The organism is Roseburia rectibacter, from assembly GCF_014287515.2.
GTDB lineage: Bacteria > Bacillota > Clostridia > Lachnospirales > Lachnospiraceae > Roseburia > Roseburia rectibacter.
Window position 1 is genome coordinate 1,905,664 of sequence record NZ_CP092473.1, and the last position, 14,012, is coordinate 1,919,675.

Consider the following 14,012-nt stretch of genomic DNA (forward strand, 5'->3'; position numbering starts at 1 on the left):
ATGAAGGGGCTGTGCACCACTTAGTGCGACAGCCCCCAGTCACTATCATAGAAGATCACATTTACAGACTTTTATTCACACGCTCTATTCATACACTCTTCATATCCAACCTCTCCATCCCAATTCTTCCGTTCCAATATCTGTCAGCAGCCCTGCTACCTTATTGTAGGGCATGCTATATCTCTGCGAAAGGTAACGGAATGATGCAGCAGCCTCTCCGTCCGGGCCGCCGTATTGACTGATGATAATCTGGGCGATTTTGGCATTGGGTCTTGTAATGTTGACTGGAAATTGCAAACGCTTTTCATAGTTCCACATTTAACAGTCACCTCCTTCCCAAGGCCAGGGGTCTGATGCCCAGCACCAGTAATTATCCGGATTTGCAGTGTCGATGGTAAGCGGTGTGTAATTTTGTGCGTATGCGCGCAGCGCTGTGCGCCGCAGATCAGCATAATGATTGAAATATTTTAAAGCATTTTCATCATCTGGATGAGTGTCAAGATATTCTGTGATTTCCACGACTGCAAAGCTGACCATGTCGATCCAGTGAAGAAGCTGTGATTGATTCATCTGACTGATCATCATCGGCATCTACCTCCTTTTGCAGCTAAAAATGGTTTATCCAGTTCTGGAAAGATTGTTCCTGCACTAAGTGCACGATCCGGTTCGTAAACAGAAGAAAATTGCTGCCAGGGAACGTAGGCCATGGCGAGTACATGATCTGAATCGCAACTGGGATTCCCTGAAGGGGAGATACATTCCATGCAAGGCATAGATTCTGCATTTGGTGCAGAAGAAACAGGTGAACGTCCGCAGGAACGACCTGCATTCCCGGACATATGATAAGGTCTCATAATTGTTCTATTCCTTTTATCGTTAATTTTATAGTAAGATATGTAGAAAAGAAGATTTTTGTGCACGTATGAACATGATGTAAAAAAATAACTGAATATAGTCAAAAAAGCCTGCTTTTATATCGAAAAAAGCAAAAACGTGATTGATAAATATGTAAAAAGCCTGTAAAATAGATAAGTGATGTAGTGATAAGACGGCATAATACGAGAAAGGGGAATTAGAATGAAAAAAAGAATCGTTGCAGGAATGCTGTTTACGACAATCTTGTGTATGGCGTTCGGAGGCTGTGGAAATACGGCAGATCAGAAAAGTACAAACAGTGATGGCGCTGTGGAGTCAGTAGTACCGGGGGCAGAAGCATCTACAGAAATTGCTTTTGGAGATATGGAAGCGGATAACGGAGTGGTACAGCTGAAAGTCTGGTCAGAGGAAGATAATTTTGATATGTTAAACCAGATGATAGACAGTTTTAAACAGAAATATGCCGGGGAGGCAAAGCTTGAGATAACATTGGAGCAGAATGCAGATTCTGATACAAAGGATGTCTTATTAGGAGATATTCATAATGGTGCAGATGTTTTCTCGTTTGCGGATGACCAGCTTTCTGCAATGGTTGCAGCAGGTGCGTTATATCCGGTGCCAAATGCAGATGAGGTAAAAAATGCAAATTTAGAGGAGGCAGTTTCAGCTGCATCTATTAATGATACATTGTATGCTTATCCGATGACGGCAGATAATGGATATTTCCTTTATTATGATAAAAATGTTCTTTCTGATACAGATGTTCAGACGATGGATGGAATATTAGCAGCGCTGGATGCTGCCGGTAAATCGTTTTCCATGGAGTTAAATTCTGGATGGTATCTGTATTCGTTTTTTGGAAACACAGGTTTAGAGTTTGGTATCAATGATGATGGTGTGACAAACTATTGTAACTGGAATTCAACGGATGGAGCGATTAAGGGAATTGATGTAGCACAGTCTATTTTAAATATTACAACCAACCCGGCATTTATCAGTCAGCCGGATGGCGATTTTGTTACCGGAGTACAGAATGGTACAATCGGTGCCGGAATCAGTGGTGTATGGAATGCTGTTTCCATTAAAGAGGCTTGGGGAGACGACTATGGTGCAGTAAAGCTTCCGACCTATACAGTAGCAGGACAGCAGATACAGATGTCATCCTTTACCGGATATAAAATGATGGGTGTGAATACGTATTCAAAATATCCGGAATGGGCTGCAAAATTAGCAGACTGGCTTACAAACGAGGAAAACCAGACCATTCGTTTTGAAGAGAGAAATCAGGGACCGTCTAATACCAATGCGGCAGCGTCGGATGCTGTAAAACAGGTACCGGCAATCCAGGCTGTTATTGCACAGTCTGAGTTTGGTAAACTGCAGCGTGTTGGAAACAGTTACTGGGATGCATGTTCTGCATTTGGTGATACGATGGCAGCAGGCAATCCATCCGGACAGGATCTTCAGGAAATTATGGATATACTTGTTGATGGTATCACGGCATCCACGGCTAAATAAGTAACAGGAGGACAAATCACATTATGAAAAAACAGGGACGTTTCAGCACAAAAATGATCATACTGATTCCAGTGTTTGTTCTTGGAATTGTGTCCATTATTTCGAGTATTCTGGCAGTAAGGAATATCCGTAAAGTCAATGCAAATGCAACACAGATCGCAAATGGCTATATGGTCTGTATCGCAGATTTGGGATCAATTCAGACAGAAACAGAAAAGATTCATCGGCTTGGATTGTCACATATTGTAGCAACAGATCTTGATTCCATGATTTCTCTTGTAGATGTCATCCGCTCAGAACAAACGGTGCTTGATGGATATCTGTCAGATTTTGAACAGTTTATAGATGATTCGGATCGTGAAAATTATGAAGCGATATTGTCAAATTATGATGGGTTAAAATATGAGATCGCAAATCTTATGGCATATAGTGCAAATGGAAATAAAGAGGCTGCCTATGCCTTGGCAAACGGCGCGATTTCAGAGTATGCAGACAAGATTGATCAGAATATCACGGCAATTCAGGAAATAGTAAATAACAATGCGGACACAGCAAAAACGCAGTTGACGGCTGTATATAATTATTCCCTGACTGTTAGTTTTATTACCATTGCGGTAAGTATAGCATCTCTGCTGGTTGCAGTATTTTCCGTATTAAAGATGGTAATTGTACCTCTTTCTAAAACACAGAAAGAGATTACCGGAATCATTGACGGTATTGATAAACGGGAAGGTGACCTGACTAAACGTGTGACAATCATGTCGAACCAGGAAGTGGCAGCAGTCGGCAGTGGCATTAACCTTTTCATGGGAAAATTACAGGATATTTTTAAGACGATCATTCATAATTCAAAACGTATGGAAACGGTAGTCAATGAAGTCCGTGAAAGTGTTATGACATCAAACAGCAGTGTGTCTGATCTGTCTGCATTAACGGAGGAACTTTCAGCTACCATGCAGGAGATGTCAGATAATGCTTCTTTGATCAATTCCAATACGGAATCTGTTGCGGGAGAGGTAAATCAGATTGCGGAGCGTACAACTGAGATTAATAATTATACGAAGGAAATGAAAGGTCATGCGGATTCCATGGAATCTGCTGCGCGTTCTAATATGGAATCTACCGGCACGAAAGTCAATGAGATTCTTGAGGTGTTAAACAGGGCGATTGAGGACAGTAACAGTGTAAATCAGGTAAATAGCCTGACGGATGATATTTTGAATATTGCAAGCCAGACAAACCTGCTTGCATTAAATGCATCTATTGAAGCAGCCAGAGCAGGGGATGCAGGACGCGGTTTTGCTGTTGTTGCAACAGAGATCAGTCAGCTTGCAGCTGCCAGTCAGGAAGCTGCAAACCGTATCCAGCAGATCAACAGTGTTGTAACTCAGGCAGTGCATAATTTAGCAGACAATGCAAATGGACTGGTACAATATATGAACGAGTCGATTCTTCCAGAGTTTGAAGAATTTGTAACGGCCGGAAGTGAGTATAAAAACAAGGCAACCTACATAGAGAATGCCATGAATGAATTCGAATCAAAGACGGATTCATTAAAGAACACAATGATTGAGATACAGAAATCGATCAATACGATTGCACATGCCATCGAGGAGGGGGCAAAAGGTGTCAGCAATGCGGCAGACAGTACACAGGTACTTGTTACAGATATGGAGAATATCTCAAGCCGTATGGATGAGAACTTTGAAATTGCAACCGATTTAAAGAAAGAAACGGCGATATTTACAAAACTATAATGCTGGCATTGCACCTGAAGGGAAAATGTTTTAAGTATGCAGAGACAGGAGAACGATCCTGTCTCTGCTTTTTACCGTTATATTTCGATTTGTGAACTTGTCAGCAGGGAAAAATTGTTATATAATGACGTGTACGGCATTTGAAATTTGAAAATCTTTTCCGGATCATAAAGATGGAAAATGAGAATACAGGAGGAAAATAAACAATGAGCAAAGTAAGAACAAGATTTGCACCAAGTCCGACAGGAAGAATGCATGTGGGAAATCTGCGTTCTGCATTATATGAATTTTTGATCGCAAAACATGCAGGCGGCGACTTTATGCTTCGTATCGAGGATACGGATCAGGAGCGCTTTGTAGAAGGTGCAGTTGATATTATATATCATACCTTAGAGGAGACAGGCTTAGTACATGATGAGGGACCAGATAAAGATGGCGGTTATGGTCCATACGTACAGAGTGAGCGTATGAAGACCGGTATCTATATGAAATATGCAAAAGAACTGGTCGAAAAAGGCGAGGCATATTACTGCTTCTGTGATAAGGAGCGTTTAGAGTCTTTAAAAACAGAGGTGGATGGTAAAGAGATCATGATGTATGATAAACACTGCCTGCATCTGAGCAAAGAAGAAGTAGAAGCAAATCTTGCTGCTGGCAAACCATTTGTAATCCGTCAGAATATTCCAAATGAAGGAACAACAACATTTCATGATGAACTGTACGGAGATATTACGGTAGATAATGCTGAGCTTGACGATATGATCCTGATCAAATCTGACGGATATCCAACCTATAATTTTGCAAACGTGGTTGACGATCATACCATGAACATCACACATGTGGTACGTGGAAATGAGTATCTTTCCTCTTCGCCAAAATATCAGCGTCTGTATGATGCATTTGGCTGGGAATCACCGGTTTACATCCATCTGCCGCTGATCACGGATGAAAACCACAAGAAACTTTCTAAGAGAAGCGGACATTCTTCTTTTGAAGATTTGTTAGAGCAGGGATTTTTAAGTGAAGCAGTTGTAAACTATATCTCACTGCTTGGCTGGAGTCCGGAAGATAACAGAGAAATTTTTACCTTAGATGAGCTGATCAAAGAATTTGATTACCACAGAATCAGCAAATCACCGGCGGTTTTTGATTATACAAAATTAAAATGGATGAATGGTGAATACATCAAAGCTATGGATTTTGACAGCTTCTATGAAAAAGCAGAGCCATATATCCGCGAGGTGATTACAAAGGATCTTGATTTAAAGAAAATTGCAGCAATGGTAAAGACCAGAATCGAGGTATTCCCGGATATCAAAGAGCATATTGATTTCTTTGAGGCGCTTCCGGAATATGATGTGGCAATGTACACGCACAAGAAGATGAAAACAAACGCAGAAACATCTTTAAAGGTATTAAAGGATGTACTTCCACTGTTAGAAGCACAGGAAGATTACAGTAATGATGCATTGTATGCCACATTGTTAAAATACGTGGAAGAGACCGGCGTGAAGAATGGCTATGTAATGTGGCCGATCCGTACCGCTGTTTCCGGCAAACAGATGACACCGGGCGGAGCGACAGAGCTGATGGAGGTACTTGGAAAAGAAGAGTCCATTGCCCGCATCAAAAAGGGTATTGAATTGTTAGAACAGTAAGATTTTTTGACAGGCAGGGAGATTTTAAATTTCCCTGCCGTTTCAAATCTATGAATTGAGGTAATCTATGAGCTTTAATGCATCACAGACACGGGCAATCCATCATAAAAATGGACCCATGCTCGTTCTCGCCGGACCAGGTTCCGGAAAAACCCTTGTAATTACGGAACGCACGAAATATCTGATCGAAGAGTGTGGGATAGATCCAGCGCAGATTCTTGTTATCACATTTACAAAAGCTGCGGCAACAGAGATGAAACGCAGGTTTCAGCGGAAGATGAACAGATCATGTCCGGTAACATTTGGTACATTCCATGCGGTTTATTTTGCAATCTTAAAGCATGCATATAATTACAGTGCGGATAATATTGCGAGAGAGGAACAACGCTATCAGTGTATGAGAGAGATCATAGCGAAGGAACATCTGACCTATGAGGATGAGACGGAATTTATCACTTCCTTGCTGGGGGAGATCAGTCTGGTCAAAAATTCAGGAATACAGATCGCAAATTATTATTCGAAAAACTGTGCGGAAACTGTGTTCCGGAAGGTGTACCGTGAATATCATGAGTTTTTGTATAAAAACAGACTGATCGATTTTGATGATATGCTGGTATACACGAAAGAACTTTTTGAGCAGCGCCCCGATATCCTTGCGGCGTGGCAGAATAAATACCGTTATATTCTGATTGATGAGTTCCAGGATATCAACCGGATTCAGTATGATATTATAAAAATGCTGGCAGGAGAGCGTAAAAATCTGTTTATCGTGGGAGACGATGACCAGTCAATCTATCGTTTCCGGGGCGCGAAGCCGGAGATCATGTTACACTTTAAAGATGATTACCCGGAGGCGGAGACGGTTCTTTTAGATGTGAATTACCGTTCCGTAAAAAACATTGTGACAAGTGCCGGATATCTCATCGGCCACAATAAGGAACGCTTTCAGAAAAAAATAGAGGCGGCGGATCAGGGGGATATCCCGGTTGAATGGCAGTTGTTTGAAAGCCAGCGCAAAGAAAATGCAAGAATCATCTGGGATATTCAGGAGGCGGTGGAGAAAGGCGCAAAATATGAAGAATTTGCAGTGCTTTTCCGCACCAATACACAGCCGCGACTTCTGATGGAACAGCTGATGGAGTATAATATTCCATTCCGAACGAGAGATACCGTGCCGAACTTATACGAGCACTGGATCGCAAAAGATATCTTTGCATACATAAGGATTGCGATGGGAAGCAGGGGACGCAGGGATTTCCTGCAGATCATGAACCGTCCGAAACGCTATATCAGCCGGGAATCGCTAGACGAGGAGACCGTGGCATTTGATGTGTGGGAGTGGTACTATGAGGAACAGCCGTGGGTGGCAAAGCGCATCGAAAAATTAGAGGGCGATATCCGTATGTTAGAGAGATTAAGTCCGTATGCGGCGATCAATTACATCCGGAAGGCAATCGGATATGATGAGTTTTGTACAGAATATGCGGATTACAGACGTATCAAAGCGGATGATCTGTTTGATGTTTTGGATGAGCTCCTGGATGCAGCGAGGGAATATAAGACTTATGATGCGTGGTTTGACCACATTGAAAATTATACGAAAGAGTTAAAAGAATTTTATCGTGTGCAGAACCAGAATCCAAACAGTGTAGCGTTAGCAACATTGCATAGTGCAAAAGGGTTAGAATATGAGAATGTATACATCATTGACGTCAATGAAGGAGTTATGCCATACAAAAAAGCAGTGTTAGAACAGGAAATAGAAGAAGAGCGAAGGATGTTTTATGTAGGGATGACGCGTGCAAAAAAAAATCTGCATCTTTTTTCGGTAAAACAACTGAACCATAAAGATGCAGAAATTTCGCGCTTCATCAAAGAAGCTCAGAACTAATCATCCATTTCCTCAAAGGCTGCTTCATCTAAAAGCTCGTCAAAACGGTCGGATACAGCTTCGTATTCATCATCATCCTCGATATTATCAAGGGAAGGATTGCCTTCACTGTCCTCAGAATAACGATAAATAAATACTTCGCCTTCCTCGTTCTCCTCGCCATTTTCATCGAGTGGGAGAAGTGCAATGTAATCACGTTCGCCAACAGTAAAAATGGTAAGAATTTCACATTCTACCTGACTTCCGTCGTCAAGATCAAGGGTTACAACGATATCTTCATCGTCATTGTTCTGGTTGAAATCACTCATGCCGATACCTCTCTTTTTTGTAATGGTCCTAATAAAGACAAAGACATCATAACATAATCGGGTGTGAATGAACATATTTTTCTATACAAAATGTAAAAAAAAAGGTATACTATTTTATTATAGAAAAAATACCGGGGTACGATAGAAAAGGTGGCAGACAGCATGGATTACACGATCAGAGAAGGCGATTACGAAAAATTAGGAGTACAGAAAAAGAATGATGCAGTTATTTTCACATTTGAAGGGGAAAAAGAAGAAAACTGCAGCATTCTTTTTTATGGGAAAAAAGCAGAGCATGTCTGCAGAATTCCTGTACCGGAAGAATATTGCCGCGGATCAGTACGTTCTGTAGCTGTAGCCGGCAAGTTATGGAAAAATTTAAGATACAATTACGAGATAAATGGAAAAATCATTACGGATACCTATGCGACCCGTATTATAGGCAGAGAAAAATGGAACGATAAAACCCGCAGTGAGAATGATTATTTTATCTGTGGCGGTGCATATCCGCAGTCGTTTGACTGGGGAAATGACAGACAGCCGGAGATTAAACGACAGCAGATGGTTATGTATAAACTGCATGTGCGTGGCTTCTCCATGGATGATGCATCCTGCCCGAGAAAAGAGAGGGGGACATTTCGTGCAGTCGCAGACAAAATCCCGTATCTGAAGGCACTGGGTGTTACGACAATAGAGCTAATGCCTGCTTATGAGTTTGAAGAGCAGATAATACCAAAGAAAATGACGCTGCCGGATTATCTGAAATGGGACAGCCAGAGCGATGATCTGATCAAACCGGAAATAGTACAGCCGGAGAAAAAAATTAATTATTGGGGATATGTTCCGGGCAACTATTTTGCTCCAAAGGCTTCTTACAGCAGCAGTATAGATGCTGCGTCTGAGTTTCGGGAGATGGTGCGCACATTACATCAGAATGGAATGGAATGTGTGATGGAATTTTATTTCGCACCTGGGATGAATCAGAATGTGATTCTGGATGCACTGCGGTTCTGGGTACGGGAATATCATGTAGATGGATTTCATCTGCAGGGGGATGCACTGCCGGTTACAGCAGCAGCGCAGGATCTTCTGCTTAGCAGAACGAAGTTATTTTATACGCACTTTGATCCGATCCTGTTGGAAAATGCAAAGAAATATCATCATTTATATGTATATAGTGATGAATATCTGTATCCGGCAAGGAAAATGCTGAATCATATGGAAGGCAGTCTTGACGAGCTTTTCTGTCAGCAGAGAAAGCAAAACAGTGTGGAAGGTTTTGTCAATTACATTACAAATAATAACGGATTTACCTTGTGGGATCTGTTTTCCTACTGCGAAAAGCATAATTTGGAAAATGGTGAGGATAACTGCGATGGAAATTGCTTCAATTACAGCAGTAATTGCGGCGCAGAGGGAAATACGAGAAAAAGATATATAGATAATTTGCGGAAAAAACAGGTCAGAAATGCATTGACCATGGAGTTTTTGGCACAGGGAGTTCCACTGGTTCTGGGAGGAGACGAATTTTTAAATTCACAGCAGGGCAATAACAATGCGTATTGTCAGGACAATAAGACAGGCTGGCTGAATTGGAAAAGACAAACAAAAGAAAGCTGGCTGTATGAATTTGTGAAAAAACTTGCAGATTTCCGCAGGGAACATCCGATCATTGCTTCGGATCATCCGATGGAGCTAAGCGATTATGGGCGGAAAGGATTCCCGGATCTTTCCTATCATGGGGAGAATGCATGGATTTCTTCAATACCGGCTGACAGACAGGCTGCGGGAATGCTCTATTGCGGCGAATATGAGAAGAAGTCAGATCAGACACCGGATGATTATGTCTATATTGGTTATAATTTTCACAGTGGTCTGTCGCATCTTGCACTGCCAAAACTTCCGCAAAATAAAAAATGGTATCTTCTGATGACTACGGCAGTGGAAAATTCATTTCTGCCGGAAAAGAGACTCCTCGAAGATCAGCATCTTTTGGCAATCGAAGGGCAGTCAATCAACATTGTAATTGGAATATAAAAGTAGTAAAGAGGGTAAAAGAATATGATAAAGGCATGGAAACATTTATGTACGATCCTGCATCACAAAAATTTAGTCCGGGCAGGCTGTTTTAAAATCGGACTTTATAAACAGGGATTATTGCATGACATGTCAAAGTATACGCCGACAGAATTTTTAGTAGGATGTAAATATTATCAGGGAACGATGAGCCCTAATAATGCAGAACGTGAAGATAAAGGATATTCTTCGGCATGGCTTCACCATAAGGGAAGAAATAAGCACCATATGGAATACTGGATGGATTATGGTGTTGGTGATGGGAGAGATGGTCAGAAACCGCATCGTGGGATCTGTGGTATGAAGATGCCGATTCAGTATGTGGCGGAGATGTATGTGGATCGTGTTTCAGCATCAAAGAATTATCAGCGGGATAAATTCAGACCGGACAGCCCGCTTCAGTACTATTTAAAAGGCAGACAGCATTATATTTTAAATGAGGACACGAAAGCGATGTTAGAACTTTTACTGGTTATGCTGGCAGTAAAAGGGGAAGATGAAGTAAATCATTTTCTGAAATATGAGGTATTAAAAGGAAAGGTTCCTTATGAGAAAGAATACCTCATTAATTTCAGGAAAAATCTGGAAAAAGGCAGTGCATATCGTCTGGAAGAGGAGCAGTGAGAACGAGCAGCCCGCCTGTGATAGGATGTGAAAATGTTAAGCGGTAGGAGTGAAGAGCCTGCCGCTTTATTGTTTTATCTGTTGGATTATAAAGAAAATCCCCGATCAGTGGATGACCGATCGATTTTAAGTGAACGCGGATCTGGTGTGTACGACCGGTCTCTAAATGCAGCGACAGCAGAGATAAACCATCGTGATAAGCAAGGCGTTCATAATGTGTGACGGCACGTTCTCCGTTTTTATAGTCGATCTGGCGTTCGATCGTCGATCCATCCACGCGTCCGATCGGAGCATCGATCGTTCCAGATTCAGGTGTTTTTCCGGAGACAATGGCGATATATTCTCTTGATATCTCGCGTCTGGCTGCTGCGGTACTTAATATAGCAGAACTTAACATGTGCTTTGCAATGAGGGTCAGCCCGGTTGTGTCACGGTCGAGACGATTGACACAGCGGAATGTATAAGGGATATTCTGGTCGTTATAATAGCCACATACAGCATTCGCAAGTGTATGGTCGTAGTGGTTGAGGGACGGATGGATGGGCATATATGCCGGTTTATCCACAGCAAGGATGTCCTCGTCTTCATAACAGATGGAAAGCGGCAGGGAAACTGGCAGAATATGTGCGGAGGATGTATTTTCTTCCAGGTGGATAAAAAGTTCGTCGCCGGCAGATATACGTGTGCGCATGTAAACCCATTCCCCGTTTAACAGGACGCTTTCGGGTGTCTTTTTCAGTTGTACGAAAACAGCATTTGGATATCCTTTTAGAGAGAGATACTCACGAATGCTGAAAGAATCATATTCCGGCTCTATCCGGTAGTTAAATTTTCGAATCATATGGTCATTATATAATAAAACTTTGAAAAAATAAATGGGGAAAAGCACGCACAACCTGGCAAAAACATAGAATGTATCAATAAAGCTTTTAAGGTGCGTTTTGAAAACATTCTTATCTCCACTTACGCCAGAGCAGGAAAACGAATGCCTGAAAAAATTAAAAAAAGGTAGCCTTGAAGCAAAAAACGAACTGACACTTCACAATATGCGTCTGGTTGCGCATGTGGCAAAAAAATATCAGAACTCGGAAGAAGATATGGAGGATCTGATCTCGATTGGAACGATAGGACTGATGAAGGCAATTGCAACGTATAAAGAAGATTATGGGAGCAGGCTTGCAACCTATGCAGCCAGATGTATCGATAATGAACTTCTGATGTATTTTCGGGCAAAGAAGAAAGTGTCGCGTGAAGTATCGTTATATGAACCTATCGGTATGGATAAAGAGGGAAATCAGATCCATCTGCTTGATATTGTGGAGAGTGAAGAACCGGATGTTGTGGAACTGTTAGAACATACAAGGCAGATTGAAAAGCTGCTTGGGCTGGTTCCTAAAGTGTTACAGGAAAGAGAATTGTTTATTATTGTACATCGTTATGGACTTTTTGGGAATAAGGAGATGACGCAGAGAGAAATTGCTTCTGCAGTTGGAATCTCACGTTCATACGTGTCACGTATTGAAAAAAAAGCATTGGATAAATTGAAAAAAAGTTTTTGCGAATAAGGTTGTATTTCTTACTATGAATGTGTTATACTTAGGCGACGGCGGATGTCGCCGCCTTATGTTCGGATTTATATCAGGTCTTAGAAGCTGGGTATGGAATTGCTCAGTGTTTCTATGCACAGGTTGTCGTGTGCATATGTCAGTAAAAATCAACTGCAGCATTTCTGCTGTAAGAATCAGATGAATCAGAAAAATGAATAAAAAGGAGGAATACGTTGTATAGTATTGTATCAACAGCGATCATACACGGAATCCAAAGTGTGCCGATTTCTGTGGAAGCAGATGTGAGCGATGGCATGCCTGTGTTTGAAATGGTAGGATTTCTTGCTTCAGAGGTACAGGAAGCAAAAGAGAGAGTGCGCACGGCACTGAAAAACTGTGGCTATGCATTGACTCCAAAACATATTACGATCAACTTTACACCTGCTAACATCCGGAAATCCGGATCCGGATTTGATCTTCCGGTTACAGTTGCGGTCCTTACCGCATTTGGCTATGTCAGACAGGAACTGGTCGGAGAATACTTTGTAACAGGAGAGGTCGGGCTGAATGGAAAAGTACAGCCAGTAAATGGAGTTCTGCCAATGGTCGCGGAGGCAAAAGAACGAGGTATGAGGAAATGCATGGTTCCATGGGAAAATGCAAGTGAGGCAGCGCTGGTAGCGGACATGCAGGTGTTTGCCGTAAAAGATCTTGCGGAAGCTGTTACGGTTTTAAATGGAAAAGGGGAATATTATAATGAGCCATATAATATAGAAGAAATACAGGCAGGAAAGGCATTGGATTTTGCAGATGTATATGGACAGATATTAGTGAAACGTGCCTGTGAAACGGCTGTTTCAGGAATGCATAATCTGCTTTTGATGGGGTCTCCGGGTGCAGGAAAAACAATGATTGCAGAACGGATTCCTGAAATCCTGCCGCCCTTAAATGCAGAAGAACGGATGGAGCTTTCTAAAATATACAGTGTTTGCGGACTTTTAGAACATAAAAGAGGATTGATGCAGAAAAGACCGTTCCGTGCACCACATCATACGATCACACCGCAGGGACTTGCAGGTGGAGGTGCATTGCCGAAACCGGGGGAAATTTCGCTGGCACATAAGGGAATCTTGTTTTTAGATGAACTGACAGAATTTCAAAATGATACTCTGGAAATATTAAGACAGCCGATGGAGGATAAAAAAATATGTATCGCAAGACTGAATGCGAGCTATGAATATCCGGCTGATTTTATGCTTGTGGCTGCGATGAATCCCTGTAAATGCGGGTATTACCCGGATATGCAGAGATGTACCTGCACATCGGCAGCGATTAACCGGTATCTGAGGAAGATAAGCAGACCGCTTTTAGACCGGATTGATATATGTGTGGAAGTGCCGCCGATCGGATTTAAGGATCTTTACAATACTGGAAAAAGTGAACGGTCAGAAGAAATCAGAAAACGCGTTATACGGACACAAGAGATACAGAAAATGCGTTACTGTGGAGAAGAGTTCTGCTTTAACAGTCATATTCCGTCTTCTAAGATTTTTGAGTATTGTAAACTTGATAAAAAACAGGAAACTTACATGGAACGGATGTATAACAAATTAAATCTGACAGCACGGACTTATCATAAAATACTGCGTGTGGCACGCACACTGGCAGATATGGAAGAAAGTGAACAGATAAAAATGCGGCATTTAAATGAAGCGATCTGTTATAGAAATATTGATAAGAAGTTCTGGGAGGTATAG

Annotated in this window: 12 protein-coding genes and 1 pseudogene; 8 read left to right on the top strand and 5 right to left on the bottom strand. The window is 41.7% G+C overall.

Annotated elements, in window-relative coordinates; genetic code table 11:
* Nucleotides 1-120 precede the first annotated feature (120 nt).
* From H8S51_RS09055 to H8S51_RS18280, 3 genes and pseudogenes are all read right to left on the bottom strand, one after another.
* Nucleotides 121-318, bottom strand: a pseudogene (locus tag H8S51_RS09055) (manganese catalase family protein); the annotation flags it as partial.
* On the bottom strand, nt 319-591 hold the full coding sequence (locus H8S51_RS09060) for a spore coat protein CotJB (protein WP_117921738.1): 273 nt from the start codon (nt 589-591) through the stop codon (nt 319-321). It abuts the pseudogene before it with no gap.
* Nucleotides 582-854 carry a spore coat associated protein CotJA gene (locus H8S51_RS18280; RefSeq protein ID WP_330418424.1) on the bottom strand — a complete coding sequence of 91 codons (273 nt, stop codon included), beginning with the start codon at nt 852-854 and terminating at the stop codon, nt 582-584. Before H8S51_RS18280 ends, H8S51_RS09060 begins: the two co-directional genes overlap by 10 nt.
* 223 nt (nt 855-1,077) lie before the next feature.
* On the opposite strand from H8S51_RS18280, the gene H8S51_RS09070 reads away from it, so the two are divergent.
* From H8S51_RS09070 to H8S51_RS09085, 4 genes are all read left to right on the top strand, one after another.
* Nucleotides 1,078-2,394 carry an extracellular solute-binding protein gene (locus H8S51_RS09070; RefSeq protein WP_118208944.1) on the top strand — a complete coding sequence of 439 codons (1,317 nt, stop codon included), beginning with the start codon at nt 1,078-1,080 and terminating at the stop codon, nt 2,392-2,394.
* Between the two features lie 23 nt (nt 2,395-2,417).
* Nucleotides 2,418-4,151, top strand: a complete 1,734-nt coding sequence (locus tag H8S51_RS09075) for a methyl-accepting chemotaxis protein (protein WP_186898862.1) — start codon at nt 2,418-2,420, stop codon at nt 4,149-4,151.
* Between the two features lie 206 nt (nt 4,152-4,357).
* A complete protein-coding gene (gltX, locus tag H8S51_RS09080) occupies nt 4,358-5,809 on the top strand; it encodes a glutamate--tRNA ligase (RefSeq protein ID WP_015520425.1) in 1,452 nt (483 codons plus the stop codon).
* Nucleotides 5,810-5,876: 67 nt separating this feature from the next.
* Nucleotides 5,877-7,700, top strand: coding sequence for an ATP-dependent helicase (locus tag H8S51_RS09085; RefSeq protein ID WP_186898861.1), 1,824 nt, complete (start codon nt 5,877-5,879; stop codon nt 7,698-7,700).
* Here H8S51_RS09085 and H8S51_RS09090 read toward each other — a convergent pair.
* Nucleotides 7,697-8,008: a DUF1292 domain-containing protein gene (locus tag H8S51_RS09090; protein WP_117921748.1), complete on the bottom strand. Its 312-nt coding sequence runs from the start codon at nt 8,006-8,008 to the stop codon at nt 7,697-7,699. The genes H8S51_RS09085 and H8S51_RS09090 overlap by 4 nt on opposite strands.
* Before the next feature lie 162 nt (nt 8,009-8,170).
* Here H8S51_RS09090 and H8S51_RS09095 point away from each other — a divergent pair, with 162 nt between their 5' ends.
* Together H8S51_RS09095 and H8S51_RS09100 are read left to right on the top strand one after the other, a co-directional pair.
* Nucleotides 8,171-10,045, top strand: a complete 1,875-nt coding sequence (locus H8S51_RS09095) for a glycogen operon protein GlgX (RefSeq protein ID WP_186898860.1) — start codon at nt 8,171-8,173, stop codon at nt 10,043-10,045.
* A gap of 24 nt (nt 10,046-10,069) precedes the next feature.
* Nucleotides 10,070-10,708: a DUF5662 family protein gene (locus H8S51_RS09100; RefSeq protein ID WP_117921752.1), complete on the top strand. Its 639-nt coding sequence runs from the start codon at nt 10,070-10,072 to the stop codon at nt 10,706-10,708.
* Here H8S51_RS09100 and H8S51_RS09105 read toward each other — a convergent pair.
* The gene (locus H8S51_RS09105; RefSeq protein ID WP_186898859.1) at nt 10,656-11,549 is read right to left on the bottom strand and encodes an RluA family pseudouridine synthase; all 894 of its coding nucleotides are present in this window, start codon (nt 11,547-11,549) and stop codon (nt 10,656-10,658) included. The genes H8S51_RS09100 and H8S51_RS09105 overlap by 53 nt on opposite strands.
* Before the next feature lie 100 nt (nt 11,550-11,649).
* On the opposite strand from H8S51_RS09105, the gene sigK reads away from it, so the two are divergent.
* The gene (gene sigK / locus H8S51_RS09110) at nt 11,650-12,273 is read left to right on the top strand and encodes an RNA polymerase sporulation sigma factor SigK (RefSeq protein ID WP_117921753.1); all 624 of its coding nucleotides are present in this window, start codon (nt 11,650-11,652) and stop codon (nt 12,271-12,273) included.
* A 215-nt stretch (nt 12,274-12,488) separates the two neighbouring features.
* On the top strand, nt 12,489-14,012 hold the full coding sequence (locus H8S51_RS09115) for a YifB family Mg chelatase-like AAA ATPase (RefSeq protein WP_186898858.1): 1,524 nt from the start codon (nt 12,489-12,491) through the stop codon (nt 14,010-14,012).

Bases quoted from the DNA above. Each gene is read 5' to 3' on its own strand.
- H8S51_RS09060 (WP_117921738.1), bottom strand. From the start codon at position 591: ATGCCGATGATGATCAGTCAGATGAATCAATCACAGCTTCTTCACTGG.
- gltX (WP_015520425.1), top strand. From the start codon at position 4,358: ATGAGCAAAGTAAGAACAAGATTTGCACCAAGTCCGACAGGAAGAATG.
- H8S51_RS09095 (WP_186898860.1), top strand. From the start codon at position 8,171: ATGGATTACACGATCAGAGAAGGCGATTACGAAAAATTAGGAGTACAG.
- H8S51_RS09100 (WP_117921752.1), top strand. From the start codon at position 10,070: ATGATAAAGGCATGGAAACATTTATGTACGATCCTGCATCACAAAAAT.
- H8S51_RS18280 (WP_330418424.1), bottom strand. From the start codon at position 854: ATGAGACCTTATCATATGTCCGGGAATGCAGGTCGTTCCTGCGGACGT.
- H8S51_RS09085 (WP_186898861.1), top strand. From the start codon at position 5,877: ATGAGCTTTAATGCATCACAGACACGGGCAATCCATCATAAAAATGGA.
- H8S51_RS09090 (WP_117921748.1), bottom strand. From the start codon at position 8,008: ATGAGTGATTTCAACCAGAACAATGACGATGAAGATATCGTTGTAACC.
- H8S51_RS09070 (WP_118208944.1), top strand. From the start codon at position 1,078: ATGAAAAAAAGAATCGTTGCAGGAATGCTGTTTACGACAATCTTGTGT.
- H8S51_RS09105 (WP_186898859.1), bottom strand. From the start codon at position 11,549: ATGATTCGAAAATTTAACTACCGGATAGAGCCGGAATATGATTCTTTC.
- H8S51_RS09075 (WP_186898862.1), top strand. From the start codon at position 2,418: ATGAAAAAACAGGGACGTTTCAGCACAAAAATGATCATACTGATTCCA.